The organism is Lutibacter aestuarii (genome assembly GCF_042676885.1).
Classification (GTDB): Bacteria; Bacteroidota; Bacteroidia; order Flavobacteriales; family Flavobacteriaceae; genus Lutibacter; species Lutibacter aestuarii.
The window spans coordinates 437,088-463,745 of sequence record NZ_JBHTIC010000008.1 but is presented as its reverse complement, the minus strand read 5'-3'; the positions used below and the strand labels follow the sequence as shown (position 1 = coordinate 463,745).

Below are 26,658 nucleotides of genomic sequence, written 5' to 3'. Positions count from 1 at the left end.
ACCAATAACTTAACAAATTCGACAAAGAGTATTTTTTAAATATTTAGGTTTTGTATTAGCTGACTTTAAAAAATGAATCAACGCACATTATAAAATAAATAATTTCTTTCAAACTTAAATCTTAATAGTATATTTGCACCGCAAAAAAATAAAATTATGAAGGCAGGAATTGTAGGTTTACCAAATGTAGGAAAATCAACTTTATTTAATTGTTTATCAAATGCTAAAGCGCAAAGTGCTAACTTTCCTTTTTGCACCATTGAACCTAATATTGGTGTTGTAAATGTTCCAGACAATAGATTGACTAAATTAGAAGAATTAGTAAATCCAGAACGTGTTTTACCAGCAACTGTTGATATTGTTGATATTGCAGGTTTAGTAAGAGGAGCAAGTAAAGGAGAAGGACTTGGAAATCAGTTTTTAGCAAATATTAGAGAAACCGATGCTATTATTCATGTGTTGCGTTGTTTTGATAATGATAATATAGTACATGTAGATACCACAGTAAATCCTGTAAGAGATAAAGAAACAATTGATATTGAGCTACAATTAAAAGATTTTGAAACTTTAGAGAAAAGATTAGAACGCGTAAAAAAAACAGCACGTACTGGTAATAAAGAAGCTCAAAAAGAATTAGAAGTTTTAGAAAAAGTAAAAGCTGGTTTAGAAGCTGCAGTATCTGTTAGAGCTATTGATTTAACGGAAAAAGAACGTGAAGAATACATCAAACCACTTCAATTTATAACTGACAAACCAGTGTTATATGTTTGTAATGTTGATGAAAGTTCTGCTGTTACAGGCAATGCTTATGTTGAGGCTGTTAAAGAAGCAGTTAAAAATGAAAATGCTGAAGTAATTGTTTTAGCGGTTGGTACAGAAGCCGATATTACAGAGCTGGAAACTTTTGAAGAAAGACAATTGTTTTTAGAAGATTTGGGCTTGGAAGAACCAGGGTCTTCTGTATTAATTAGAGCTGCCTATAAATTACTTAACCTTCAAACCTACTTTACGGCTGGTGTAAAAGAAGTAAGAGCTTGGACAATCCATATTGGAGATACTGCACCACAAGCTGCAGGAGTAATTCATACCGATTTTGAAAAAGGATTTATTAGAGCAGAGGTAATTGCATACGAAGATTTTGTAAATTATGGTAGCGAGGCTAAAGTAAAAGAAGCAGGAAAAATGAGAGTAGAAGGAAAAGAATACATTGTAAAAGATGGCGATGTAATGCATTTCAGATTTAACGTTTAGCTATAAAAAAAATAAAAATATTTTTTAAAAACTCTGTTAATAATTATTTTAACAGAGTTTTTTTTATTTCTACTTTCAAAATAGTACTTTAGCAAATCTTCAAGAATATCACTTTAATAAATGACAGAACAAACATCGTATACAGAGGATAATATTCGTTCACTAGATTGGAAAGAACATATTAGAATGCGCCCCGGTATGTACATTGGTAAACTAGGTGATGGTTCTTCACCTGACGATGGTATTTATATTTTAATCAAAGAAGTTCTAGACAACTCTATTGATGAATATGTAATGGGAGCAGGAAAAACTATAGAAGTTTCTGTAAAAGAGGAAACGGTTACCATTAGAGATTATGGTCGTGGAATTCCTTTAGGAAAAGTAGTGGATGTTGTTTCTAAAATGAATACTGGTGGAAAATACGATTCAAGAGCATTTAAGAAGTCGGTTGGGCTTAATGGAGTTGGTACTAAAGCGGTAAATGCGTTGTCTTCTTATTTTAAAGTGCAATCTTATAGAGATGGACAAACCGTTTTTGCTGAATTTGAACAAGGAAATATTACACTCGAAGAGAAACCTCAAAATACTACCAGTAGAAAAGGTACCAAAGTAACTTTTGTACCTGACAAATCCATTTTTACTAAGTTCAAATTTAGAAATGAATACATTGTAAAAATGATTAAAAACTATGTATATCTAAATACAGGGTTGACAATTATTTTTAATGGAGAAAAGTATTTTTCTGAAAAAGGATTAAAGGATTTATTAGAAGAAAATATTGCGGATGAATTTATGTTATTTCCTATCATTCATTTAAAAGATGAAGATATAGAAGTCGCTTTAACCTATAGCAAAGCACAATATAGCGAAGAATACCATTCATTTGTTAATGGTCAACATACAACACAGGGAGGAACGCATCAAAATGCATTTAGAGAGGCTATAGTTAAAACCGTTAGAGAGTTTTTTGGTAAAAATTATGATGCGTCTGATATTCGGAAATCTATTGTTTCTGCAATTAGCGTAAAAGTAATGGAACCAGTTTTTGAAAGTCAAACAAAGACTAAATTAGGTTCTACAGAAATGGGAGGAGGGCTTCCTACAGTTAGAACATTTATTACAGACTTTGTTAAAACAAACCTAGATAATTATCTACATAAAAACCCTGATACTGCTGAAAAAATTCAGAAAAAGATTTTACAAGCTGAAAAAGAAAGAAAAGACCTCTCCGGTATTCGGAAATTAGCTCGTGAACGTGCTAAAAAAGCGAGTTTACATAATAAAAAATTACGCGATTGTAGAATTCATTTAAATGACTTAAAAAAAGACAATCGCTTAGAAAGTACTTTATTTATTACAGAGGGAGATTCGGCGAGTGGCTCCATAACAAAATCAAGAAATGTCAACACACAAGCTGTATTTAGCTTACGTGGAAAACCCTTAAATTCATACAATATGAGTAAAAAAATAGTGTATGAAAATGAAGAATTTAATTTATTACAAGCAGCTTTAGATATTGAGGATGGTTTAGAAAATTTAAGGTACAATAATATTGTAATTGCTACCGATGCAGATGTTGATGGAATGCATATAAGACTGTTATTAATTACGTTTTTTTTACAATTTTTTCCTGAGTTAATTAAAGAAGGTCATTTATATATTTTAGATACACCTTTATTTAGAGTTCGTGATAAAAAACAAACGTTTTATTGCTACTCAGAAGAAGAACGAAAGAATGCAATTAATAGTTTAAAGGGAAAACCAGAAATAACAAGGTTTAAAGGTTTGGGGGAAATTTCTCCTGATGAATTTGTACATTTTATTGGGGATGATATTCGTTTAGACCCCGTAATGTTAGATAAAGAAACATCAATAGATAAGCTATTGGAATTTTATATGGGAAAAAACACTCCTGATAGACAAAAATTCATTATAAATAATTTAAAAGTTGAACTTGATATTGTAGAAGAATTGTAATATGCTAGAAGAAAATAATGAGTCAATAAACGAAGAATTCGGTAATCAAGAAACCATTACCAAAGTTACAGGAATGTACAAGGACTGGTTTTTAGATTATGCTTCATATGTAATTTTAGAAAGAGCAGTTCCAGCAATTAAAGACGGTTTTAAACCTGTGCAGCGTAGAATTATGCACTCAATGAAAGACCTAGATGATGGACGTTACAATAAAGTAGCAAACATTGTAGGGCACACGATGCAATATCATCCCCATGGAGATGCATCCATAGCAGATGCTATGGTGCAGATTGGTCAAAAAGAGTTGCTCATTGATATGCAAGGAAACTGGGGAAATATTCTTACAGGTGACCGAGCAGCCGCTTCACGTTATATAGAGGCTCGTTTATCAAAATTTGCTTTAGATGTTGTTTTTAACCCTAAAACTACAGAATGGCAAGCCTCTTATGATGGTAGAAAAAAAGAACCTATAGATTTACCAGTTAAATTTCCAATGCTTTTAGCACAAGGAGCTGAAGGGATAGCAGTAGGACTTTCAACAAAAATTTTGCCTCATAATTTTAATGAATTAATTGATGCTTCAATCAAGCATCTTAAAGGTAAAAGTTTTAAGCTTGTTCCTGATTTTTTAACAGGAGGTATAGCAGATGTTTCTAATTATAATGATGGCAAAAGAGGAGGGAAAGTTAGAGTAAGAGCAAAAATTTCTCAATTAGATAAAAAAACACTTATTATTAATGAAATTCCTTTTGGAACAACAACTTCTTCATTAATTGATTCTATTTTAAAAGCCAATGATAAAGGGACAATTAAAATAAAACAAATTGAAGATAATACAGCTGCTAATGTTGAAATATTAGTGCATTTGCCTAACGGAATTTCACCAGATAAAACGATTGATGCACTTTACGCATTTACTAACTGTGAAAATTCAATTTCACCATTATGTTGTGTAATTGATGAAAATAAACCTGTTTTTATAGGAGTTTCTGAAGTCTTAAGAAGATCCACAGATCATACAGTTGAATTGTTAAAATTAGAACTTGAAATTCAGTTAAATGAATTAGAAGAGCAATGGCATTTTGCATCATTAGAACGCATATTTATAGAAAATAGAATCTATAGAGATATTGAAGAGGAAGAAACTTGGGAAGGCGTTATTAAGGCAATAGACAAAGGCTTAAAGCCTTATATAAAACATTTAAAAAGGGCTGTAACTGAAGAAGATATTATTCGTTTAACAGAAATTAGAATTAAAAAAATATCAAAATTTGATATAGACAAAGCCAAGCAATTTATTGAAAGTTTAGAAGATAAAATTGCTACAGTAAAACATCATTTAGCCCACCTTACCGATTTTGCAATAGATTATTTTAAAAATTTAAAAATCAAATACGGAAAAGGAAAAGAGCGTAAAACAGAACTTAGATTATTTGATGATATAGTTGCTACCAAAGTGGTAATGCGCAATACAAAACTATATGTTAATAGAGAAGAAGGTTTTGTTGGAACTTCATTAAAACGTGATGAGTATGTTGATGATTGTGCAGATATAGACGATGTTATTATTTTTAGAAAAGATGGTGTTATGATGGTCACAAAAGTAGATGCTAAAACTTTTGTTGGTAAAGATATTATTCATGTAGCTGTATTTAAAAAGAATGATAAACGAACGGTTTATAACATGATTTATCGCGATGGTAGAAGTGGACCAAGCTATATGAAACGTTTTAATGTTACAGGAGTAACTCGTGATAAAGAATATAATTTAACAGCAGGAAGTAAAGCTTCAATTGTTCAATACTTTACTGCAAATCCTAATGGTGAAGCCGAAATAATAACTATAAATTTAAGAGCTGTCGGCAGTATTAAAAAATTAAAATGGGATATAGATTTTTCTGAATTAGCCATAAAAGGAAGAAGTGTAAAAGGAAATACTGTAACCAAATATGCAATTAAAAAAATAGAACTTAAATCTGAAGGAGTTTCAACTTTAAAGCCTAGAAAAATTTGGTTTGACGATGTTGTTCAACGCTTAAATGTTGATGAAAGAGGCGAACTTTTAGGCGAGTTTAAGGCCGAAGATAGACTGTTAATTATCAATCAAAAAGGTGTTGTTAAAACCATCAAGCCTGAATTAACTACTCACTTTGATAATGATATGATTGTACTAGAAAAATGGATACCTCAAAAACCAATTTCTGCAATTTACTTTGATGGTGAAAAAGAACGCTACTTTGTAAAACGTTTTATGATTGACAACCCTAATAAAGAGGAAATTTTTATATCAGAGCATCCTAAATCTCAATTAGAAATTGTAGCTACGGATTACAGACCTATGGTTGAGATAGCATTTTCTAAGCGAAGTTTAGAAAATATGGAGGTTAATTTAGAAGAGTTTATAGCTGTAAAAGGAATTAAAGCTCTTGGAAATCAATTAACTACAGAAAAAATTAAACAAGTAAATTTGCTAGAACCTTTACCTTATGAAGCACCAGAGGTTGATGATGTTGAAGTAACAGATGAAGAAATAGTAAACTCAAATGAAAATCAATCAGATTCTAAAAAAGAAGATGAAGGACAAACCAAGTTATTCTAAAACACATGTACTATTAATAGCTTTTGCTTTTAAAAGGTGTTTCTTTAAATCCAGTTTCTTGATTGATTAAAATTGTTGCTGCAAAAAAATAATTACACAACACATTGGCAAATTTGGGTAATATATGAGGAACTTCCTTGGCTTCCTCATTGTTAATTTTAACCATTAAACGTATGGCTTTTTTGGATAATGAGGAACATTGATTTAAAATTCCAACGGGTGAACAACCTCCTGGCAAAACAAAACTTGAAATAGATTCTTTAGTAACCGTTTTAATTCTAGTATAAATTTTAAGTAATTGTTGATGGTCACTTTCTTCAATAGCTAGTTTTCCTCTTATAGATCCGTTAAGATGGTAGCATAGAGGTAATATCCAATTTAATTCAGTTTCTAAAGTTTTTAATTCATAACTTTTGTCGTATCGAAGTCTTAAATTACCTAATTCGTCTATTGCCCAACCCACCATACGAGTTAATTCATCGGTTAAAATTTCATAGTCACATTTATAAGAATCTTCATAAATAAAAGGATAACAAAGTTCATCTAAAGTTGATTTAGGATGTAATTTTTTCATAGTGTTGGAATGTTGTTATTTAATTTAATTTTTCAAAAAAAGTAAGCTCATAATCAGTTAATAACTCAGGGTGTGTAATTTTAATAATATCTTTTAAAACAAGATCAGGCCTAGTTGGTGAAAGTTCAAAATACATGATACCTCCTGTTTCACCAATGTTATTTGAGTAAGAATAAATTTGCTGATTTTGATATGCTTTAAAGCTAGAATAGATGCTATTTCCTTCTTCAAGTTCTTTTATGTTTTTATAAAATCCAGGAGAAAGCCAAATATCAGCATCTTTTCCTTTTTCAAAAACACTTTCAATATTTAACGCTAAACTTCCTTTTCCTTTAGAGTTTTGCCATAAATAGTTGGTGTTTGCATCTTTTAAAAAGGAGGCTTCAAAACTTTCTCCTGCAGGTAAATACCAAACATCTTTATACAAACCACCGGAAAGTACTATGGGTTTATTTTTAGATTTTAAAGCTATGCTTTTTGCTGTTAAATAATTTTTTTCAATTTGATTAAAAATACTGTCGGCTTGTTTACTTTTATCGAATAAAAGTCCAAAAAATTTAATCCATTCAGCTCTGCCTAAAGGGGTTTCTTCAAGCCAATCTCCATTAAAAATAACAGGAATTCCCATTCTTTCAATATTGGCATACATTTTATTATTACTATTTAATGTAAAACCTACAACAACTTCAGGTTTGATATCTATAAGTAATTCAGTATTGATGTTTTCAGAATTACCTAATTCAACAATTTGCCCATTATTAATTAATCTCCTTGTTTTTTCTGAAGAAACAAAATCTGTATTAGGGAAACCAATCAACTTATTTTCAGCATTTAATAATTCAAGCATTGGAATATGGGTTGTACTTGTTACCACAATTTTTTTTAGGGGTATTTGCAACTCATTATCATTTTTAGGTTGTTTGGTTAAAATAAATTCAAAAGTGTCATTTGAGTTTTGATATGGAGTTTTTATAATAAGTTTTGAATAGGATTCAAAATGTTGAATGTCAAATCCTTTTGCATATTTAATGGTAGATGTTTGTAGTTTTTTTTGAGACTTTTCATTTTTGGAATTACAAGCAGCTAGAAGAAGGCTTATGATTGCCATGGAAGCTATTTTTAAGATAAATTTCATAAGTTAGTTTTAAAGTACTTTAAAAGTATTGTTTTGTTTTTTAAATTTAAATAGTTATTTAATTTTAAGACTATTGACGAAGGATATTTGCTGTTTTTCTGATGAACTTAATAAAATAAAGGGTTTGTTTCTAAAATTTATTTTATGAGTTATTTCTTTTCTATTTTTTTGATGACTGGATAATGTTAAATAATTTTCTAAGTATCATTACGATCAAATTGATGTCTCTCAACTTTTTTAAAACCTTCATCCCAAATTTTGGAATTTCGAAAATTTAAACGTGTAATTACTTTTCCTTGAGTGCCCACCACCAGTGATATAATAAATCACTGCGTAAAAAATTTTGGCAAATGTAATATTTTAAGAATTTAAATGATACTAATTAATCTTATTTAATTACATTTGCACCAGATTATGGTTCTTAATTATACAACGGTATAATTAAAGTTAAAATGGGAATTCGGTTAAAATCCGAAGCTGTACCCGCAACTGTAAGCTTAGTCAAATTAAATTTGATGATTGTTATTAAACTTTTACCACTGTTCTAAATTTTGAATGGGAAGGTGAATAACAATACGCAAGCCAGGAGACCTGCCAAATCTAAATTAATTAATGCTTTCGGGACAAAAGTAAATTAACAATGAAACTATATAACAAAGTATTATTTTTTGGATTTTTTTTAAGTAGTTTATGTGTATATTCACAAAAAGATACTATTGTAACTCTGAAGGTGGTGAATTTACAAAGTGTAAAACTTTACAAACACTCAAAGGGACTTAAAGTTCTTGATTTAACAGATTCTATAATTGCAAAAAATGCAACTTCATTTACATCTTTATTGCGATTTAACACACCAATTTATATTAAAGAATATGGAGCTGGCGGAACAAGTTCTGCAAGTTTTAGAGGAACTAGTGCATCCAATACAGCTGTGATTTGGAATGGAATTAATATCAATTCAATTAATAATGGACAAACAGAATTTAACTCGTTGAATATTAGTTTATTTGATAATATAAATGTAAGAAGTGGTGGTGGTAGTATTGAGTTTGGGTCTGGTGCTGTTGGTGGAACAATTCATTTAAATAATGAACTTGGTTTTGGAGCTTATAGTAAACATCAAGTAATTTCAACGGTAGGTAGTTATCAAACATTTCATAATTTATATAAATACTCTTTTGGTAGTGAAACAACTGCTATTAAATTAGGTGCAGCGTATAATACCTCAAAAAATAATTACAAATGGTTAGATTATAATTTAGAAAATGAAAATGGTGCTTATCAACAAAGAGATTTTAATTTTAGCATAGCTCAAAAAATTAATGATTTTACAAAAATTAGTTTTTTTAGTTCCAAGTATAACGGGGTTCGACATTTTTCAGGGCAATTACCAAACCCATCTGCTGCTAAAGAAAAATATAAAGACTTTAGTTTTAGAAATTTAGTAAATTTTAATTATCATAAAAAAACAGCTACACACAACTTAAAGTTAGCTTACTTAACTCAAGAATATCGTTATTTTGCTGACAAAAATAAAGAGGATTATAATTTTGGAAAATCTAAAAGATACTTAATTAATTATGATTTTAGTTATAAAATTTCATCAAATTCAAGCATTGAATCATTTTCCGAATTTGAATCTGTTGATGGTAAAACAGATCAAATAGCTACTAAAAACCGAGCTCAATTTTCTCAATCACTTATTTACAATCAACGGTATAAAAATTTAGCTTCCTTAAATGCTAAAGTTAGAAAAGACTTCAATTCAGAATACAATGTTCCTTTTGTTTTTGCTTTAGGTATTCAAATAAAACCTTTAAGAAATACATTTGTAAGAACAAATGGTTCAAAAAATTACAGAGTACCAAGTTATAACGATTTGTATTGGCCAGCACTGGGAAACAAAAACTTAATTCCCGAATCTTCTTTACAAGGTGAAATAGGTGTAGGGTATAAAAATAATCAGTTTAAAATTGATTTAGGCGCATTTTATATTGATGCTAAAGATAAAATTGTATGGACTCCTGGTGGTGACCCTGATAGGCCAGGGGTATGGACTCCAATAAATATTGATAAAGTTGTAAATAAAGGATTAGAAATCAGTACAACTTATTCCATAAATTTTGTGAAACACTATATTGATTTGAATACAAATTATAGCTATACAATTGCTAAGGATAAAAAAACGAATGATTTTATACCTTATGTGCCTAAACATTTGTTGAACAGTAGTATTAGTTATTCATTTAAAAGAATAAATTTTTACTACCAGCATTTATTCAATGGTAAAGTATATACTACTAAAGATATTATTGATTCTTACGCTATGCCTTCATTTAATATTGGAAATTTTGGAGGTAGTTATAACTTAATTAAAAACCTAAAAAAAGAATTACAATTTGGGTTTAAAATAAACAATGTATTTAATAAAACTTACCAAGTTTTGCCAGGTAGACCTATGCCAAACAGAAATATAAACTTTAATATAAACTATAAATTTTAAAAGAATGAAAATCAGTAATTTTTTGCTTAGTATATTTTTATTAAGCGTCATCTTTGTATCGTGTACTAATGATGATGACGATGTTCAAGAACCTAAAGGAGCTTATGAAAATGGGATACTTATATCAGGTGAAGGTGGACCTTCAGGATCCATTTACTATGTGTCTAATGATTTTTCTACAACCGAAAGTCTAATCTATAAAAAAGTAAATAATAATGATTTAGGAGTTTATTTACAATCTATGGCTTTTGATAATGAAAATGCTTACATAGTTGTAGATAACCAAAATACAATAACTGTAGTTAACAGATATACTTTTGAAAAAGTTGGAGAAATTACAACGGATTTAAAAAAACCTAGATATATGGCTATAGCTGGTGATAAAGGTTATGTAACAAATTGGGCTGAAGGTGCTTATGGAGCAGATGTTGATGATGATTATATTGCTGTTGTAGATTTAAATACTTTTGAAGTAACAAAAACTATCTCGGTTGGAAATGGTCCAGAACGTATAGTTGCAAATAATGGTAAGCTTTATGTTTCTCATAAAGGAGCTTATACAACTAATAATATAATTACTGTTATTGATATTGCATCTGAAACAACTACTGAAATTACAGTAAAAGATAACCCTGATGAATTATTTTTTGACAATGCAGGTAATTTAGTAGTCCTTTGTGAAGGTCTTACGTTATCTTACAATCCAGACTGGACTGCAAATGAAAAAACGCCAGTTTCTATAACTAAAATTAGTACCGTTTCTAATAATATTATTTCTGAATTAATATTTGAAAATGGACAATTTCCAAGTTTATTAACATTTGATGGAAGTTATTTCTATTATAATTTAGGAAGCAAGATATATAAAGTTGCATCTGACGCATCTACATTACCTACAACAGAATTTTTAGATGCAGCAGCTACAAATTTATATGGGATTGAGGTGAATGATAGTTATTTGTTTTTATTAGATGCAAGTTTTACTGCTCAAAGTAAGCTAGACGTTTACAGTTCAAATACAAAGGAAAAAATAAATTCTTTTGCGGCACCAATAGGAGCTTCTAAAGTTTATTTTAATTAATATTATTAATTAGTATATCAACTAAAAAAAGGAGGGTTTACCTCCTTTTTTTAGTTGATATACTTCCTAACTTCATCTTTAATAAATGCCAAAGCAGTTGTAGATGGAGGAGGAGTTTCTAACATCCTTTTTAAAATGGCTTCTCTTAATTCTTGAGCATTGCTAACAGTATTTAACTCAGCTGTTTTTTTAAAGATATGTACGGTTGCATTTTTTGAAGTAATAATAACACTCCAACACTTCTCTGAAATATAAATTTGTTGTGCTAAATTATGTTCAAATTCAAGTTCAATGGTATTTATTAAACTTTGTAAATAGGCTTCTTTATCATTATTTACAGAATTAATTCTTAAAATTAATTTTGAAGGATTAATTCGTTCCAAGTACAACGTCATTCTTTCATAGGCTTGAAGTTTTATAGGTAACGCTTGTTTTTGATTTGCTTTTAAAATGGAGAGCTGTATTTTATTTTCTTCTGTTTTTGTGTAAGTTTTAAAAAAATAATAGGCTACAAAACCAGTTACAATTGTTGGTATTGTATAGCTTAATAATTCTATAAATTTAGTCATTTCCATAAATTGTATATATAAATATCAAAAGTATTATTTGTATTTAAATAATCACAATTTTTAGATTATTTAAATTCTTAAAAAGCATATTTTGTTATTTTTTTTGCTTTGTAACAGTTGTTACAAAGCAAATGGTATTTAATGATAATTGTCAGTATCTAAAAAAGGCAAACCCTGTAGCTTTGATGTATTAAAATAAGCAAAGGACAATAATTGACTTTACAAATATTGTTTCAAAAAATGAAAACGTCATTAATAAACATCACAATTATGAAAAAATTATTAAAATTAGCAGTAGTACTTTTTACCACAGCTTCTTTTGCACAAGCAGGTCACATTATGCAAGGTGTTGGAGCTGTAAATATGTCTATGGGTGGAGCTTCTACAGCGCAGCCATTAGACATTAGTGGGGCATTACAATGGAATCCCGCTACAATTTCAGTATTCGATAATAAAATCTTAAATTTTGATATTGGAGCTTTCTTTTCATCTCCTGAATTAAGTTCTAGTCTTCCTGCAAATATGATGTGGCAAGGATCACCAGCAGTTTCAGGTGTAACAAAAGACGATAGAGGAGTATCACCTATGCCAGCATTAGCAATGGTTTGGGGTAAAGAAGATAGTAAACATACTTTTGGAGTTTCAGCATTTGGTATTAGTGGTTTTGGTGTTACTTTTCCGCAAGAAACTAGTTTGCCAGCTGACATAAATGGAAATCCAAATCCGAGTTGGAATCCTAATGATTCAAACCCAATAAACTTTCCTCAAAATATGAACGGTTTTGGACATGTAGAATCTGATTATATGTTATTACAAGTGGGCTTAGCTTGGGCTTACGAAATTTCTGATAATTTTTCAATTGGTATTCAGCCAACTATTAATTATGCAGCATTGGAATTAGCTCCGAACCCAATTTCTTCTCCTAGTCCAACAAAAGGTTATCCAGTAAGTGATAAAGCGAGTGCAATAGGTTATGGTGCACAATTTGGAATGTTTTATAATTCAGCTAGTGGATTTAAATTAGGAGCTTCGTATAAAACAGCTCAAACTTTTGATGATTTTGAGTTTAAAAACACCTATTTAGATGGTTCTTCAGCACCAGATGCGATTTTCCAAATGGATTATCCTGCAATACTTTCTTTTGGTGCAGGTTATTCTAATGAAACCATTGATTTTGCTATAGATTATAGAATGGTAGATTATGAAAATACGGAAGGTTTTGAAGCTAAAGGCTGGACTCAAACAGGTTCTGTACAAGGTTTTGGTTGGAAAAATATTGATATTGTCTCTGTTGGTTTTCAATACAAAGGGATTGAAAAACTACCTTTAAGAATTGGTTATACTTATAGTAGTAATCCAATTGATGAAGAATTAGCATTTTATTCTATTCCAGCAACAGCAGTTATAGCTAATGCATTTCAATTAGGTTTTGGTTATCACTTTAATGATAATTTTACCTTGAATGGAGTTTACCACCATGGTGCTAGTGATGGTAAAACCGAAGGACAGTTGATGAATCCAATGATGGCTTCTGCTTCTAATCCTTATGGAGCAATACCAGGAACTAAAGTTGGTTATGAAATGACAACTGATATGATTATGCTAGGATTAACCTATACATTTAGCAAATAAATATCAAATAAACTTTAAAGCGGCTTTTAAAAAGCCGCTTTTTTTTGCTTTAAATTTAAAGGATAATTAAAAATCTTGTTTATTTGTAAAAAAAAGATTTTACAAATGATTCTTAAACTAAATTCTAAATTTATTTTTTTATATGCATTTGCATTATTCATAATTGCTGCAGTATATGGGTTTTTAATTCGATGGAATTTTACATTTCCAGTAGGTTCATTTCCATACAAAAACATATTGCAAAGTCATTCACATGTTGCTTTTTTAGGTTGGGGTTATTTAGCGGTAATTGGTGTAATTTTAAAATTATTTACTTCTGTTAAGCTTCAAAAGCATCAATTGTATAAATTTTGTTTTCTAATAATTTACACTACTGCTACAGGAATGTTAATTAGTTTTCCTATAGGAGGTTATAAGGTTTTTTCTATAGTATTACTTTCAGTTTTTGGAATAGCAACTTATGTGGTGTCATTTAAAATATTAAAAGATATTAAAGAACAATCAGTAGCAACTAAATTAGTAAAATTTGGAATTTATTATTACTTGCTTTCTAGTTTGGCTACATGGTTTATTGCTGTAGTAATGGTTACTCAAGGTAAAACCGATTTGTATTACAATACCATTTATTTTTATTTACATTTTTTATACAACGGCTTTTTTGTTTTTGCCTTGTTTGGAATATTATTTAAATTGATTGAAAATGAGGGTATTCAAATATCAAAAAAAACACAAAATGCTTTTTTTGTTTACTTAAATAGTGCTTGCATACCAGCTTATGCTTTATCTATTTTATGGAGTGATGTGCATGTGATTTTTTATGTTATTGGTTTTGCAGCTTCAATACTTCAATTAATTTCTTTACTTTATTTGTTAAACATACTTAAACTAATATTTAAAAATAATAGATGGAATTTTATTTTAAGAATACTATTAAAATTTAGCGTAATTGCTTATGCATTAAAAATAATTATTCAAGTTTTTTCCTCATTTCCATATTTTGTTGAAAAGTCATTAGCTTTAAAGCCTTACTTTATCATAGGATACCTTCATTTATTTACTTTAGCATTTATGAGTGCTTTATTGTTTTTTATATTAAATCAATTAAAAATTTTCAATTTTTATAAATTCTCAAAAGTTGGTATTTACGTTTTTTTATGCACTGTGTTTTGTACGGAACTCTTGTTTTTTATACAGGGTTTTTTACTTCTTTTAAAATTAAATCCTTTACCTCATTATAATTTATGGGTGTTATTTTTTAGTGGTTTATTGGTAATGAGTTTAGTTGTTATTTTTATTCAACAATTTAAAAGAAGTAAACTAGAAAATTAATATTGTCAATAACTTTTATTGTCTAACTTAATTTGGAATAGTACTTTTGAATTTTTAAAGAATTCCTGTGTCTACTTACTTAAAAAACTTAAATGAATCTCAAAAAGCGGCTGTTTTGCACAAAAACGGACCAATGATAATTATAGCTGGAGCAGGCTCCGGAAAAACCCGTGTGCTTACGTATAGAATAGCACATTTGATGAATCAAAAAATAGATCCATTTAATATTTTAGCATTAACTTTTACAAATAAAGCAGCTCGTGAAATGAAAAATCGAATTGCAGAAGTGGTTGGTTCATCTGAAGCTAAAAATTTATGGATGGGTACGTTTCACTCGGTATTTGCTAGAATATTACGATCTGAAGGTCATCATTTAGGATATCCTTCAAATTTTACCATATACGATACACAAGATGCTGTTAGATTGCTTTCTTCTATTATTAAAGAAATGCAATTGGATAAAGATAAGTACAAACCAAAACAAGTGTTAAGTAGAATTTCATCTTTTAAAAATAGCTTGATTACGGTAAAAGCTTATTTTAATGATCCTGAATTGATTGAAGCTGATAAGATGGCTCACAGACCAAAAATGGGTGAAATTTATCATCAATATGTTGAACGGTGTTTTAAAGCTGGAGCGATGGATTTTGATGACTTATTATTAAGAACTAATGAATTACTTACCCGTTTTCCTGCAGTTTTAGCAAAATATCAAGACCGTTTTAAGTATATTTTAGTAGATGAGTACCAAGATACCAATCATTCTCAATATTTAATTGTAAGAGCACTTGCCGACAGATTCCAAAATATTTGTGTTGTGGGAGATGATTCGCAGAGTATTTATGCATTTAGAGGAGCCAATATTCAAAATATTTTAAATTTTCAAAGAGATTATGAAAATGTAGATATTTTTAAATTAGAACAAAACTATCGATCTACCAATAATATTGTTCAAGCAGCAAATAGTGTTATTGAAAAAAATAAAACCAAGTTAGATAAAGAAGTTTGGACAGAAAATAGTGCAGGTCCAAAAGTAAAGGTGATGAGAACCTATACAGAAGCGGAAGAAGGCAGATTTGTAGCAAGTTCTATTTTTGAAAACAAAATGAATTTACAACTTAAAAATTCAGACTTTGCTATTTTATATAGAACCAATGCTCAATCTAGAGCAATTGAAGATGCACTTCGAAAAAAAGATATCAAATATAAAATATACGGTGGGTTATCCTTTTACCAACGTAAAGAAATTAAAGATACCCTTGCATATTTGCGTTTGCTAATAAATCCAAAAGATGAAGAAGCTTTAAAGCGTGTTATTAATTACCCAGCAAGAGGTATTGGAACTACTACCATAGATAAACTCTCCGTAGCTGCAAACCATTATAAAAAGTCGATTTTTGAATTGTTAACCAATTTAAATAATTACGATATTAATATCAACGGAGGAACCAAAACTAAGCTGAATAATTTTGTAACTATGATTCAGCATTTTCAAATTGAAGCTCAATCTAAAAATGCATTTGAAGTTGCAGATTTAGTGGTAAAACAAACTCGACTCATTCGTGATTTAGAAAGTGATGGAACTCCAGAAGGAGTGAGTAAAGTGGAGAATGTTCAGGAATTGTTAAATGGAATTAAAGACTTTATTGAAGAACAGAAACAAAAAGAAGAAGATGATTCTTTGGCGTTTTTCTTAGAAGATGTTGCTCTAGCAACCGACTTTGATAGTGAAAAGAAAGACGATACACCAAGAATTTCATTAATGACGATTCATTTAGCAAAAGGGCTAGAGTTTCCTTATGTTTATATTGTTGGTTTAGAAGAAAATTTATTTCCTTCAGCAATGAGTATGAATACGAGAAGTGAACTAGAAGAAGAACGCCGCTTGTTTTATGTAGCCCTTACAAGAGCCGAACAACAAGCTTATTTAAGCTATGCACAAACACGTTATCGTTGGGGAAAATTGGTGGATTGTGAGCCAAGTAGGTTTTTGGAAGAAATAGATGATAAATATTTAGAGTATTTAACTGAAAAAAGGCAAGAACCTGTTCAAAATAAATACATAAATGAAGATATTTTTGGAAGTGTTCCTCAAAATAAAATTCGTTTTAAAAAACCAATCCAACGAACACCAATAAAAAAAGCTGCTACAGCAAAAGTCGAATTTAGGCCTCCTAAAAAATTAAAAAAAATTACCAAAACAAAAGTTTCAAATTCAAATTTATTTGACAACAATATAACTGTAGGTAATATCGTTGAACATACAAAGTTTGGCAAAGGCGAGGTTTTAAGTATAGAAGGTACTGGAGCCAATCAAAAAGCAGAAATAAGATTTGCATCTGTAGGTGTTAAAAAGTTGCTATTGCAATTTGCAAAACTCACAATTATAAGCTAAAATAACATTGTAAAACCAATATTTATATTGTAATTTGCATAAATAAAATAGAAGAATAGATACATGGAATTTGATTTAGAATACAATGGGGAAAGACCACATTTAATTATCCCAGAATATGGTCGTCATATCCAAAAATTAGTGGATCACTGCGTAGCATTAGAAGAAGTTGAAGAACGCAACAAAATGGCAAAAGCTATTGTTGATGTGATGGGGAATTTACAACCTCATTTAAGAGATGTACCAGACTTTAAGCACAAACTTTGGGATCAATTATTCATCATGTCAGATTTTAAGCTAGAAGTAGAATCTCCATATGAAAAACCTTCAAAAGAAGAGTTGCAAGCAAAGCCTGAACCTTTGGCTTATCCAAAAGCAGCTTCCAAATATCGGTTTTATGGAAAAAATATTCAAACTATGATTGATACGGCTTTAACTTGGGAAGAAGGTGAAGCTCGTGAAGCCCTATATTTTGCCATTGCTAATCATATGAAAAAGTGTTATTTAAATTGGAATAAAGATACTGTAGAGGATAAAGTTATTTTCAAGCATCTAAAGGAGTTATCCAATAATAAAATTGATTTATTTGATAGTAATGAAGCATTATCAGAAGTGAAAGATTTAATGCGAAAAAGAAAATCAGCTGCTGGAAAATCAAGACAGAAGAAAAAAAATTAATCTAAAAATATTATCAAAATGTCAACATTTGTTATTGAAGGAGGTCATAAATTAAGTGGAGAAATCACTCCACAAGGAGCAAAAAATGAAGCGCTTCAAGTAATTTGTGCTGTTTTATTAACTGCTGAAAAAGTTATAATTAGCAATGTTCCAGATATAAGAGATGTAAATAAATTAATTTTTATTTTAAGTGAACTTGGAGTAAAAGTTGAAAAAATTAATCAAGATACTTATTCATTTCAAGCGGATGAATTAGATTTAGATTATTTAGAATCTGAAAAATTTAAAAAAGACGGAAGTTCATTACGTGGATCTATTATGATAGTTGGGCCATTATTAGCTCGTTTTGGTAAAGGATATATTCCACGCCCAGGAGGAGATAAAATTGGACGCAGAAGATTAGATACCCATTTTGAAGGATTCATTAAACTTGGAGCCACTTTTAGATATAATAAAGACGAAAAATTTTATGGTGTTGAAGCTACTCAACTCATAGGAACAAATATGTTGTTAGATGAAGCTTCAGTTACTGGTACTGCAAATATTGTAATGGCAGCTGTAATGGCAAAAGGAATAACAACCATTTATAATGCTGCTTGTGAGCCTTATTTGCAACAACTATGTAAAATGCTCAATAGTATGGGAGCCAAAATAAGAGGAGTTGGCTCAAACTTATTGATTATTGAAGGTGTAGAAAAATTAGATGGATGTACGCATGTTATTTTACCTGATATGATAGAAATTGGTAGTTGGATTGGGATGGCAGCAATGACCAAATCTTCATTAACCATTAAAAATGTAAGTTGGGATGATTTAGGAGTAATTCCGCGTGTATTTAAAAAAATGGGGATTAACTTAGAATTAAGAGGAGATGATATTTTTATTCCGGAACAAGAAAGTTATGAAATTCAAAACTTTATTGATGGGTCAATTTTAACAATTTCTGATGCTCCTTGGCCTGGTTTTACTCCAGATTTGTTAAGTATTATTTTAGTAGTGGCCACACAAGCTAAAGGAAGCGTATTAATTCATCAAAAAATGTTTGAAAGTCGTTTGTTTTTTGTAGATAAACTAATTGATATGGGAGCAAAAGTTATACTTTGCGATCCACATAGAGCTACAGTTATAGGAATGAATCATGAATCTAGCTTAAAAGCAACTACAATGACCTCACCTGATATCAGAGCAGGAATTTCCTTGTTAATTGCAGCTCTTTCTGCTAAAGGAACGAGTACAATTCATAATATTGAACAAATAGATCGTGGTTATCAAAATATTGATAAACGTTTACAAGCCATTGGAGCAAAAATTACTAGAGTAGATTAAATATTCAATAGTAATAACGTTACTCAATTCAAAATATATTGAAGTATTTACACCTTCAAAAAATCAATAAATTTTAATAACATTTAAGTTTAAAATAATTTTAAATGTCATATTGGCATAAATTAAAAAATGGCAATACTTTTGCTGCTTATAAAGTTGAAATTTTTTTAAAAGAAAATTATGAGTAAAAAGAAAGACACCTCCGAAGAAAAGGATGTAAAGGATAAAAATCTTAAACAAGAAGAAACACAGGAAATTAGTGTTGAAGAGCAATTAAAAAATGAAGTTTCCCAAGAAAAAGAAAAATTTTTACGTTTGTTCGCAGAATTTGAAAATTACAAAAAACGCACTTCTAGAGAACGTATAGAATTATTTAAAACTGCCAACGAGGAACTTATGACAGTTTTATTGCCAATTTTAGATGATTTTGATAGAGGTTTAGCCGAAATTAAGAAAGCAAAAGATAAAGAGTTATTAAAAGGGATGGAACTGATTAATAACAAACTTAAAAATTCTTTAACTCAGAAGGGATTAAATGCTATTAAAGTGGAACAAGGAGAAGCTTTTGATGTTGAATTGCATGAAGCAATAACTCAAATACCAGCTCCTTCCGATGATTTAAAAGGAAAAATTATTGATGTAATTGAACAAGGCTATAAATTAGGTGATAAAGTTATAAGATACCCTAAAGTGGTTGTTGGACAATAATAAGACAAAGAATGAAGCAAGATTATTACGAAATATTAGGAATTTCTAAAAATGCTACACCTGCTGAGATTAAAAAAGCTTATCGCAAGATGGCTATTAAATATCATCCAGATAAAAATCCTGGAGATAAAGCAGCTGAAGAAAATTTTAAAAAAGCAGCTGAAGCTTATGAAGTTTTAAGTGATGAAAATAAAAAAGCGAGATATGATCAATATGGTCATGCAGCTTTTGAAGGAGGTCACGGAGCTGGTGGATTCGGTGGAGGTGGTATGAATATGGAAGATATATTTAGCCAATTCGGAGATATTTTTGGAGGAGCATTTGGTGGTGGAGGCTTTGGAGGCTTTGGAGGAGGTTCTAGAGGAAGAGCACGAGTAAAGGGTAGTAATTTGCGAATTAGGGTAAAACTAAATTTAGAAGAAATAGCCAAAGGAGTTGAGAAAAAAGTAAAGGTTAGGAGAAAGGTTAAGGCCGCTGGTGCTACTTTTAAAACATGTACTACCTGTAATGGAACTGGTCAGGTTATGCGTGTTACCAATACAATTTTGGGACGTATGCAGTCAGCTTCAACTTGTCCATCTTGTCACGGAGCAGGAGAAATGCTAGATAAACAGCCTAAAGGGGCAGATTCTAGTGGGTTAGAATTTAAAGAAGAAACAGTTTCTATAAAAATTCCAGCTGGTGTAACCGAAGGAGTTCAATTAAAAGTTAATGGAAAGGGGAATGCTGCGCCAGGAAATAACTCTGTTGATGGAGATTTAATTGTTGTTATTGAAGAAACTGCTCATGAAACTTTAAAACGTGAAGGAACTAACCTTCATTATGATTTATATATTAATTTTTCTGAAGCAGTTTTAGGTGTTAGTAAAAATATAGATACCGTTTCAGGGAAGGTGAAAATTAAAATTGAACCAGGAACTCAATCTGGAAAAATTTTAAGGTTAAGAGGTAAAGGATTACCAAGTATAGATCATTATGGAAATGGAGATTTATTAGTCCATGTAAATGTTTGGACTCCGCAGAGTCTTTCAAAAGATCAAAAAAAGTTTTTTGAAAGCTCAATAGATGACGATCATTTTAAACCAAACCCTTCAAAATTTGATAAATCATTTTTTGAAAAAGTGAAGGATATGTTTTCATAAAAAAATGAAAAAAAAATATTTTTTTTATAAAAAATAATATATCTTTGAAACGTTGTTAGTGAAATATCTAACAACACTTTTTCTTTTTCATAGCAATTTTCCCACTCAAATTTTGAGTGGGTTTTTTTATCGCAATATTTAACGTAATTTTGCAAAATTAAGTAGGTCGTCTTATCGCTTCGTGTATTCGAAGAGGAAAGTCCGGACAACACAGAGTAGCATAGCGGATAACATCCGTCCAACGTAAGTTGAGGACAAGTGCAACAGAAAGCAAGTACAGTTTGGCTGTAGTGAAACCAGGTAAACTCTATGCGGTGAAATGCCATGTATATTGAAATTTTAGAGTTACTCGCTCTATTTCAAGGGGTAGGCAGATAGAACTATAGAGTAATTTATAGTCTAGATAAATGATAAGAACTTTTTAAAGTACAAAATCCGGCTTATAGACCTACTTAATTTTTATCATATTCTTAATATTTATAACGTTTTCGTAAGTCTTTTTTATAGTTTTCAAAAAAAAAGATATTTTAAGTATTTATATCTTTAAAAATTGGTTTGATGTACTGAATTTTTTAATTCAAAGCTGCATTTTTTGTAACTTCGCGAGCATAAATAACTAAATAAAATTAAATAGATATGGCTTTTGATATTGAAATGATTAAAGGTGTTTACAATAGAATGACTGAGAGAGTTGATGCTGCTAGAAATATAGTAGGAAAACCGTTAACGTTGGCTGAAAAAATATTATACAATCATTTATGGGATGGAAAGGCAACATCTTCTTTTGTTAGAGGAAAAGATTATGTAGATTTTGCTCCAGACAGAATTGCTTGCCAAGATGCTACTGCTCAAATGGCATTACTCCAATTTATGCAAGCTGGAAAAAGTAAAGTAGCCGTTCCAACTACAGTACATTGTGATCATTTAATTCAAGCTAAAATTGGAGCCGATAAAGATTTGCAAAATGCTTTAAACAATAGTAGTGAAGTTTTTAATTTTTTAGCATCAGTATCAAATAAATATGGAATTGGTTTTTGGAAACCTGGAGCAGGTATTATTCATCAAGTTGTTTTGGAAAACTATGCATTTCCAGGTGGAATGATGATTGGAACAGATTCTCATACAGTAAATGCTGGTGGATTAGGAATGGTTGCTATTGGTGTTGGTGGGGCTGATGCTGTAGATGTGATGGCTGGGATGCCTTGGGAGTTGAAATTCCCCAAATTAATTGGAGTTAAATTAACTGGAAAACTTTCAGGATGGACTGCTCCGAAAGATGTTATTTTAAAAGTGGCAGGTATTTTAACGGTAAAAGGAGGTACAGGATGTATTGTAGAGTATTTTGGAGAAGGAGCAAAATCAATGTCAGCTACTGGTAAAGGTACCATCTGTAATATGGGTGCTGAAATTGGTGCTACAACTTCCACATTTGGTTATGATGACTCAATGGAAAGATACTTAAGAGCAACTGGACGTGATGAGGTTGCTGATGAAGCAAATAAAATAGCATCGTATTTAACTGGTGATGATGAAGTTTATGCTAATCCAGAACAATATTTTGATGAGGTTATTGAAATTAACTTATCCGAATTAAAACCACATTTAAATGGTCCTTTTACACCAGATTTGGCTACTCCTGTTGGTGAAATGACTGAAAAAGCAATAAAAAATGATTGGCCTTTAAAAGTGGATTGGGGATTGATAGGTTCTTGTACTAATTCTTCTTACGAAGATTTATCTAGAGCAGCTTCTGTAGCCAAGCAAGCCGTTGATAAAGGAATTGTAGCAAAGGCTGAATTTGGAATTAACCCAGGTTCTGAGCAAGTTAGATTTACAGCTGAAAGAGATGGCTTATTAGATATTTTTGAAGATTTAAATGCAAAAATATTTACCAATGCTTGCGGACCTTGTATTGGGCAATGGTCTAGAGAAGGTGCAGAGAAGCAAGAGAAAAACACCATTATTCACTCTTTTAATAGAAACTTCTCTAAAAGAGCTGATGGAAATCCAAATACACATGCTTTTGTAGCTTCGCCAGAAATGGTTGCAGCCATAGCAATTTCTGGAAAATTAGATTTCAACCCTGTTACGGATACTTTAATCAATAAAAATGGAGAAGAAGTTAAATTTGAGGAACCAACAGGTTTTGAATTACCACCAAAAGGTTTTGATGTTGAAGATGCAGGTTTTGTAGCACCAATGGCTGATGGTTCTGGAATTGAAGTTAAAGTAAGTCCTACGTCTGAAAGACTTCAATTACTAACTCCTTTTAAACCTATTGGAAATGAGGTTAAAGATGCAAAATTATTAATTAAAGCTCATGGTAAATGTACAACTGATCATATTTCTATGGCAGGACCTTGGTTAAGATTTAGAGGTCATTTAGACAATATTTCTAATAACTGTCTAATTGGTGCTGTAAATGCCTTTAACATGAAAACCAACAAAGTTAAAAACCAGTTGACAGATGAGTTTGGAGCTGTTCCAGACACGGCTAGAGCCTACAAAGCAGCTGGAGTTTATTCTGTAGTTGTGGGTGATCATAATTATGGAGAGGGATCTTCAAGAGAGCATGCCGCAATGGAACCGCGTCATTTAGGAGTTGCCGCAGTCATTGTAAAATCTTTTGCTCGTATACATGAAACAAACCTTAAAAAGCAAGGAATGTTAGGTTTAACTTTTGCAAATGAAACGGATTATGATTTAATTCAAGAAGACGATACTTTCAATTTTTTAGATTTAAATGAATTTGCTCCTGGAAAACAATTGACTTTAGAATTAGTACATTCTGATGGTTCAAAAGATGTTATTTATTTAAATCATACCTATAATCAAGGTCAAATAGATTGGTTTAAAGAAGGATCAGCTTTAAATTTAATAAAAAAAGAAAATGCAAATTAATAATGATTTTAAGTTCTAAATAAATTTAAAAAGAGAAGGTTTAACCTTCTCTTTTTTTTTACAGAATTTAAGAAGTATTATTTTAAAGTTAAATTTGAATTGTAGCGCTAACGTTTTCGTAAAAAAAGAAATATTTTTGAGTTAAATTTTGTAACTTTTTAGACTAAAATTTTAGCTAGTGAAAATACTTCATATCAGTGCCGAATGTTATCCTGTGGCCAAAGTAGGAGGCTTAGCAGATGTAGTTGGAGCCTTACCAAAATATCAAAATTCATCAAAAATTGTAGCTCAGGTTGTAATGCCTTTCTACAATAATAATTTTACTAAAAACAATGAGTTTTCATCTGTTTTTGATGCTGAAATGCTTTTTGATGATGTCATTTATACCTATAAAATTTTAAAACTTAAAAATAATAAATTGGGATTCGAATTATTTTTTGTTGATATTCCAAAGTTATTATTTACAGACTATGTGTATTCGAATGATGACACCAATCGATTTTTAGCATTTCAAATAGCTACTTTAAATTGGGTGTTAACTTTAAAACAAAAACCTACAATTGTACATTGTCACGATCACCATACAGGATTAGTTCCTTTTATGATGTCGCAATCTTATGTATATCATAAGCTTTCTATGATTCCTACGGTTTTCACCATTCATAATGCGCAATACCAAGGATGGTTTTCTCATGATAAAGTTGGGTTAGTACCTGCTTTTAATTTTAATAATGTTGGTTTGTTAGATTGGGGAGGTTCTATAAATCCACTTGCTGCAGCCATAAAATGTGCTTGGAGAGTTACTACTGTTTCGCCAAGTTATATGGAAGAATTAAAAATTTCAGCAAATGGTTTGGAAAGTTTATTAAGTCATGAAAGTGCTAAATGTATTGGTATTTTAAATGGAATTGATTGGGAGGTTTGGAATCCTGAAACCGATGCCTATTTAATTAAAAATTATAAAAAAACTACAGTACAATCTGGTAGAAAAGAGAATAAAAAGTGGTTATGTAATCAATTTAACTTAGATATTGAAAAACCTTTATTTGCATTTATAGGTAGATTAGTGGGAGAAAAAGGAGCAGATTTATTTCCTGACGTTTTTAAAAAATCACTTCAAAAAACAACTAAAACAATATTATTATTAGGGTCGGGGATGCAATCTGTAGAATATCAATTAAATGAATTAAAAAAAGATTATATTGGTAGTTACAATGCATTTATTGGTTACGATGAAAAATTATCACATATAATTTATGCCGGAGCAGATTTTTTATTAATGCCTTCAAGAGTTGAACCTTGTGGATTAAATCAATTATATGCTTTAAGGTATGGAACCATTCCAATTGTTAGAAGTATAGGTGGTTTAAAAGATACAGTTATCGATATTTCTAAAGAAAATGGGTTTGGTATTTGTCATAATGAAGTTACTGTAGAAGAAATAACAAATGCAGTTGATAGAGGAGTAGAACTATACAAAGACCAAACAAAATTTAAACAACTAAGAAAACAAATGATGGAAATAGACCATTCTTGGAATGCGTCAGCAACATCATATATAAAATTATATAGAACATTAAATTTATAAATTATGTCATTAAGTAGCAAAGTATTAGCAATTATATTAGGTGGAGGGCAAGGTTCAAGATTACACCCTTTAACTCAAGCACGTTCAAAACCTGCCGTACCTATAGCTGGGAAGTACAGATTGGTAGATATTCCAATTTCAAATTGTATAAATTCTGAAATAAAAAGAATGTTTGTACTTACCCAATTTAATTCAGCATCGTTAAATCGACATATAAAAAACACGTATCATTTTAGTTTTTTCAGTTCTGCTTTTGTAGATGTATTAGCAGCTGAACAAACTCCACATAATAAAGGATGGTTTCAAGGAACCGCTGATGCTGTACGTCAAAGTATGCATCATTTTAAAAAATTAGAATACGATTATATGTTAATCTTATCAGGAGATCAATTGTATCAAATGGATTTCAATGATATGATAAAAAAACATGTTAAAAATAAAGCTCAAATTTCGATTGCTACCATACCTGTAAATGCTAAAGATGCTACTTCTTTTGGGATTTTAAAAACAAATGAAAAAGATGAAATTACCTCCTTTATAGAAAAACCAGATGCTTCTTTATTACCAGATTGGACTTCACCTGTGAGTGAAGAAATGAAAAACGAAGGTAGAAATTACTTAGCTTCAATGGGAATTTATGTATTTAATAGAAAGCTAATTGAAACATTAATGGATGATGAAACTACCATAGATTTTGGAAAAGAAATTATTCCTCAAAATATCGACAAACATAAAGTAATAAGTCATCAGTACGAAGGATATTGGACAGATATTGGGAATATTGATTCATTTTTTGAAGCAAATTTAGGTTTGACAGATGATTTTCCAAAGTTTAACTTATATAGCAGAGAAAAACGAATTTATACAAGAGCACGTATGTTGCCTACAACTAAAGTTTCAGGTACTAATTTAGATAAAACAGTAATTGCTGAAGGTTGTATTATAAATGCTGGTAAAATTGAACATTCAGTAATAGGAATTAGGTCTAGAATTGATAAAGAATCTACAGTAATTAATACCTATATGATGGGTAGTGATTTTTATCAATCTTTAGAAGACATTATTGATAGCTCAAAGCCATCTATGGGAATTGGAGCACGTTGTTTTATAAAAAATGCGATTTTAGATAAAAACTGTTGTATTGGTGATGATGTTCGTATTAAAGGAGGCAGACATTTAGATGATGTTGAAACAGATAGCTATGCTGTAAGAGATGGTATTGTAGTTGTAAAAAAAGGAGCAATTATACCTAACGGATTTACCATATAAT

General features: G+C 30.3%; 18 protein-coding genes, 1 other RNA gene and 1 riboswitch. Of the genes, 16 read left to right on the top strand and 3 right to left on the bottom strand.

Annotated features, from left to right (window positions below; all coding sequences use genetic code 11):
- Positions 1-156: 156 nt before the first annotated feature.
- From ychF to ACFQZW_RS09615, 3 genes are all read left to right on the top strand, one after another.
- Positions 157-1,251, top strand: coding sequence for a redox-regulated ATPase YchF (ychF, locus tag ACFQZW_RS09625; protein WP_298263007.1), 1,095 nt, complete (start codon positions 157-159; stop codon positions 1,249-1,251).
- A gap of 120 nt (positions 1,252-1,371) precedes the next feature.
- On the top strand, positions 1,372-3,228 hold the full coding sequence (locus ACFQZW_RS09620; RefSeq protein ID WP_298263006.1) for a DNA topoisomerase IV subunit B: 1,857 nt from the start codon (positions 1,372-1,374) through the stop codon (positions 3,226-3,228).
- Position 3,229: 1 nt separating this feature from the next.
- On the top strand, positions 3,230-5,827 hold the full coding sequence (locus tag ACFQZW_RS09615) for a DNA gyrase/topoisomerase IV subunit A (protein ID WP_386782658.1): 2,598 nt from the start codon (positions 3,230-3,232) through the stop codon (positions 5,825-5,827).
- A gap of 13 nt (positions 5,828-5,840) precedes the next feature.
- On the opposite strand, the gene ACFQZW_RS09610 is transcribed toward ACFQZW_RS09615, so the two are convergent.
- Both ACFQZW_RS09610 and ACFQZW_RS09605 read right to left on the bottom strand, forming a co-directional pair.
- Positions 5,841-6,401, bottom strand: a complete 561-nt coding sequence (locus ACFQZW_RS09610; protein ID WP_372800434.1) for a hypothetical protein — start codon at positions 6,399-6,401, stop codon at positions 5,841-5,843.
- Positions 6,402-6,420: 19 nt separating this feature from the next.
- Complete coding sequence (locus tag ACFQZW_RS09605) at positions 6,421-7,536, bottom strand: ABC transporter substrate-binding protein (protein ID WP_298263003.1); 1,116 nt, start codon at positions 7,534-7,536, stop codon at positions 6,421-6,423.
- A 398-nt stretch (positions 7,537-7,934) separates the two neighbouring features.
- Positions 7,935-8,149: riboswitch (cobalamin riboswitch) on the top strand.
- A 27-nt stretch (positions 8,150-8,176) separates the two neighbouring features.
- Between ACFQZW_RS09605 and ACFQZW_RS09600 the strand changes: the two genes are divergently transcribed.
- Together ACFQZW_RS09600 and ACFQZW_RS09595 are read left to right on the top strand one after the other, a co-directional pair.
- Positions 8,177-10,039: a TonB-dependent receptor domain-containing protein gene (locus tag ACFQZW_RS09600; protein WP_386782655.1), complete on the top strand. Its 1,863-nt coding sequence runs from the start codon at positions 8,177-8,179 to the stop codon at positions 10,037-10,039.
- Positions 10,040-10,043: 4 nt separating this feature from the next.
- Positions 10,044-11,120, top strand: coding sequence for a YncE family protein (locus ACFQZW_RS09595; RefSeq protein ID WP_298263001.1), 1,077 nt, complete (start codon positions 10,044-10,046; stop codon positions 11,118-11,120).
- Between the two features lie 50 nt (positions 11,121-11,170).
- Here ACFQZW_RS09595 and ACFQZW_RS09590 read toward each other — a convergent pair whose 3' ends face one another.
- Positions 11,171-11,689, bottom strand: coding sequence for a DUF7935 family protein (locus ACFQZW_RS09590; protein WP_367181316.1), 519 nt, complete (start codon positions 11,687-11,689; stop codon positions 11,171-11,173).
- Between the two features lie 270 nt (positions 11,690-11,959).
- Between ACFQZW_RS09590 and ACFQZW_RS09585 the strand changes: the two genes are divergently transcribed.
- The 11 genes from ACFQZW_RS09585 to ACFQZW_RS09535 all read left to right on the top strand — a co-directional run bounded on the left by ACFQZW_RS09585 (position 11,960) and on the right by ACFQZW_RS09535 (position 26,657).
- Positions 11,960-13,321 (top strand): OmpP1/FadL family transporter, encoded by a 1,362-nt coding sequence (locus ACFQZW_RS09585; RefSeq protein WP_298262999.1) that lies wholly within the window; start codon positions 11,960-11,962, stop codon positions 13,319-13,321.
- Between the two features lie 105 nt (positions 13,322-13,426).
- Positions 13,427-14,650 carry a hypothetical protein gene (locus ACFQZW_RS09580; RefSeq protein WP_386782651.1) on the top strand — a complete coding sequence of 408 codons (1,224 nt, stop codon included), beginning with the start codon at positions 13,427-13,429 and terminating at the stop codon, positions 14,648-14,650.
- A 67-nt stretch (positions 14,651-14,717) separates the two neighbouring features.
- Positions 14,718-17,045, top strand: coding sequence for an ATP-dependent helicase (locus tag ACFQZW_RS09575; RefSeq protein WP_386782649.1), 2,328 nt, complete (start codon positions 14,718-14,720; stop codon positions 17,043-17,045).
- A gap of 63 nt (positions 17,046-17,108) precedes the next feature.
- Positions 17,109-17,723 carry a DUF4290 domain-containing protein gene (locus tag ACFQZW_RS09570; RefSeq protein WP_298262996.1) on the top strand — a complete coding sequence of 205 codons (615 nt, stop codon included), beginning with the start codon at positions 17,109-17,111 and terminating at the stop codon, positions 17,721-17,723.
- 18 nt (positions 17,724-17,741) lie between these two features.
- The gene (murA, locus tag ACFQZW_RS09565; protein ID WP_298262995.1) at positions 17,742-19,049 is read left to right on the top strand and encodes a UDP-N-acetylglucosamine 1-carboxyvinyltransferase; all 1,308 of its coding nucleotides are present in this window, start codon (positions 17,742-17,744) and stop codon (positions 19,047-19,049) included.
- Positions 19,050-19,229: 180 nt separating this feature from the next.
- Positions 19,230-19,757, top strand: coding sequence for a nucleotide exchange factor GrpE (locus ACFQZW_RS09560; RefSeq protein ID WP_298286235.1), 528 nt, complete (start codon positions 19,230-19,232; stop codon positions 19,755-19,757).
- Between the two features lie 11 nt (positions 19,758-19,768).
- Positions 19,769-20,899, top strand: a complete 1,131-nt coding sequence (gene dnaJ, locus ACFQZW_RS09555; RefSeq protein WP_298262993.1) for a molecular chaperone DnaJ — start codon at positions 19,769-19,771, stop codon at positions 20,897-20,899.
- 158 nt (positions 20,900-21,057) lie between these two features.
- Positions 21,058-21,358, top strand: an RNA gene (gene rnpB / locus ACFQZW_RS09550) — RNase P RNA component class A.
- A 177-nt stretch (positions 21,359-21,535) separates the two neighbouring features.
- The gene (locus ACFQZW_RS09545) at positions 21,536-23,800 is read left to right on the top strand and encodes an aconitate hydratase (RefSeq protein ID WP_298262992.1); all 2,265 of its coding nucleotides are present in this window, start codon (positions 21,536-21,538) and stop codon (positions 23,798-23,800) included.
- A gap of 178 nt (positions 23,801-23,978) precedes the next feature.
- Entirely contained in the window at positions 23,979-25,388 is a 1,410-nt protein-coding gene (locus ACFQZW_RS09540; RefSeq protein ID WP_372801748.1) for a glycogen synthase, read from the top strand.
- A 3-nt stretch (positions 25,389-25,391) separates the two neighbouring features.
- Positions 25,392-26,657 (top strand): glucose-1-phosphate adenylyltransferase, encoded by a 1,266-nt coding sequence (locus tag ACFQZW_RS09535; protein ID WP_386782644.1) that lies wholly within the window; start codon positions 25,392-25,394, stop codon positions 26,655-26,657.
- Position 26,658: the final 1 nt, after the last annotated feature.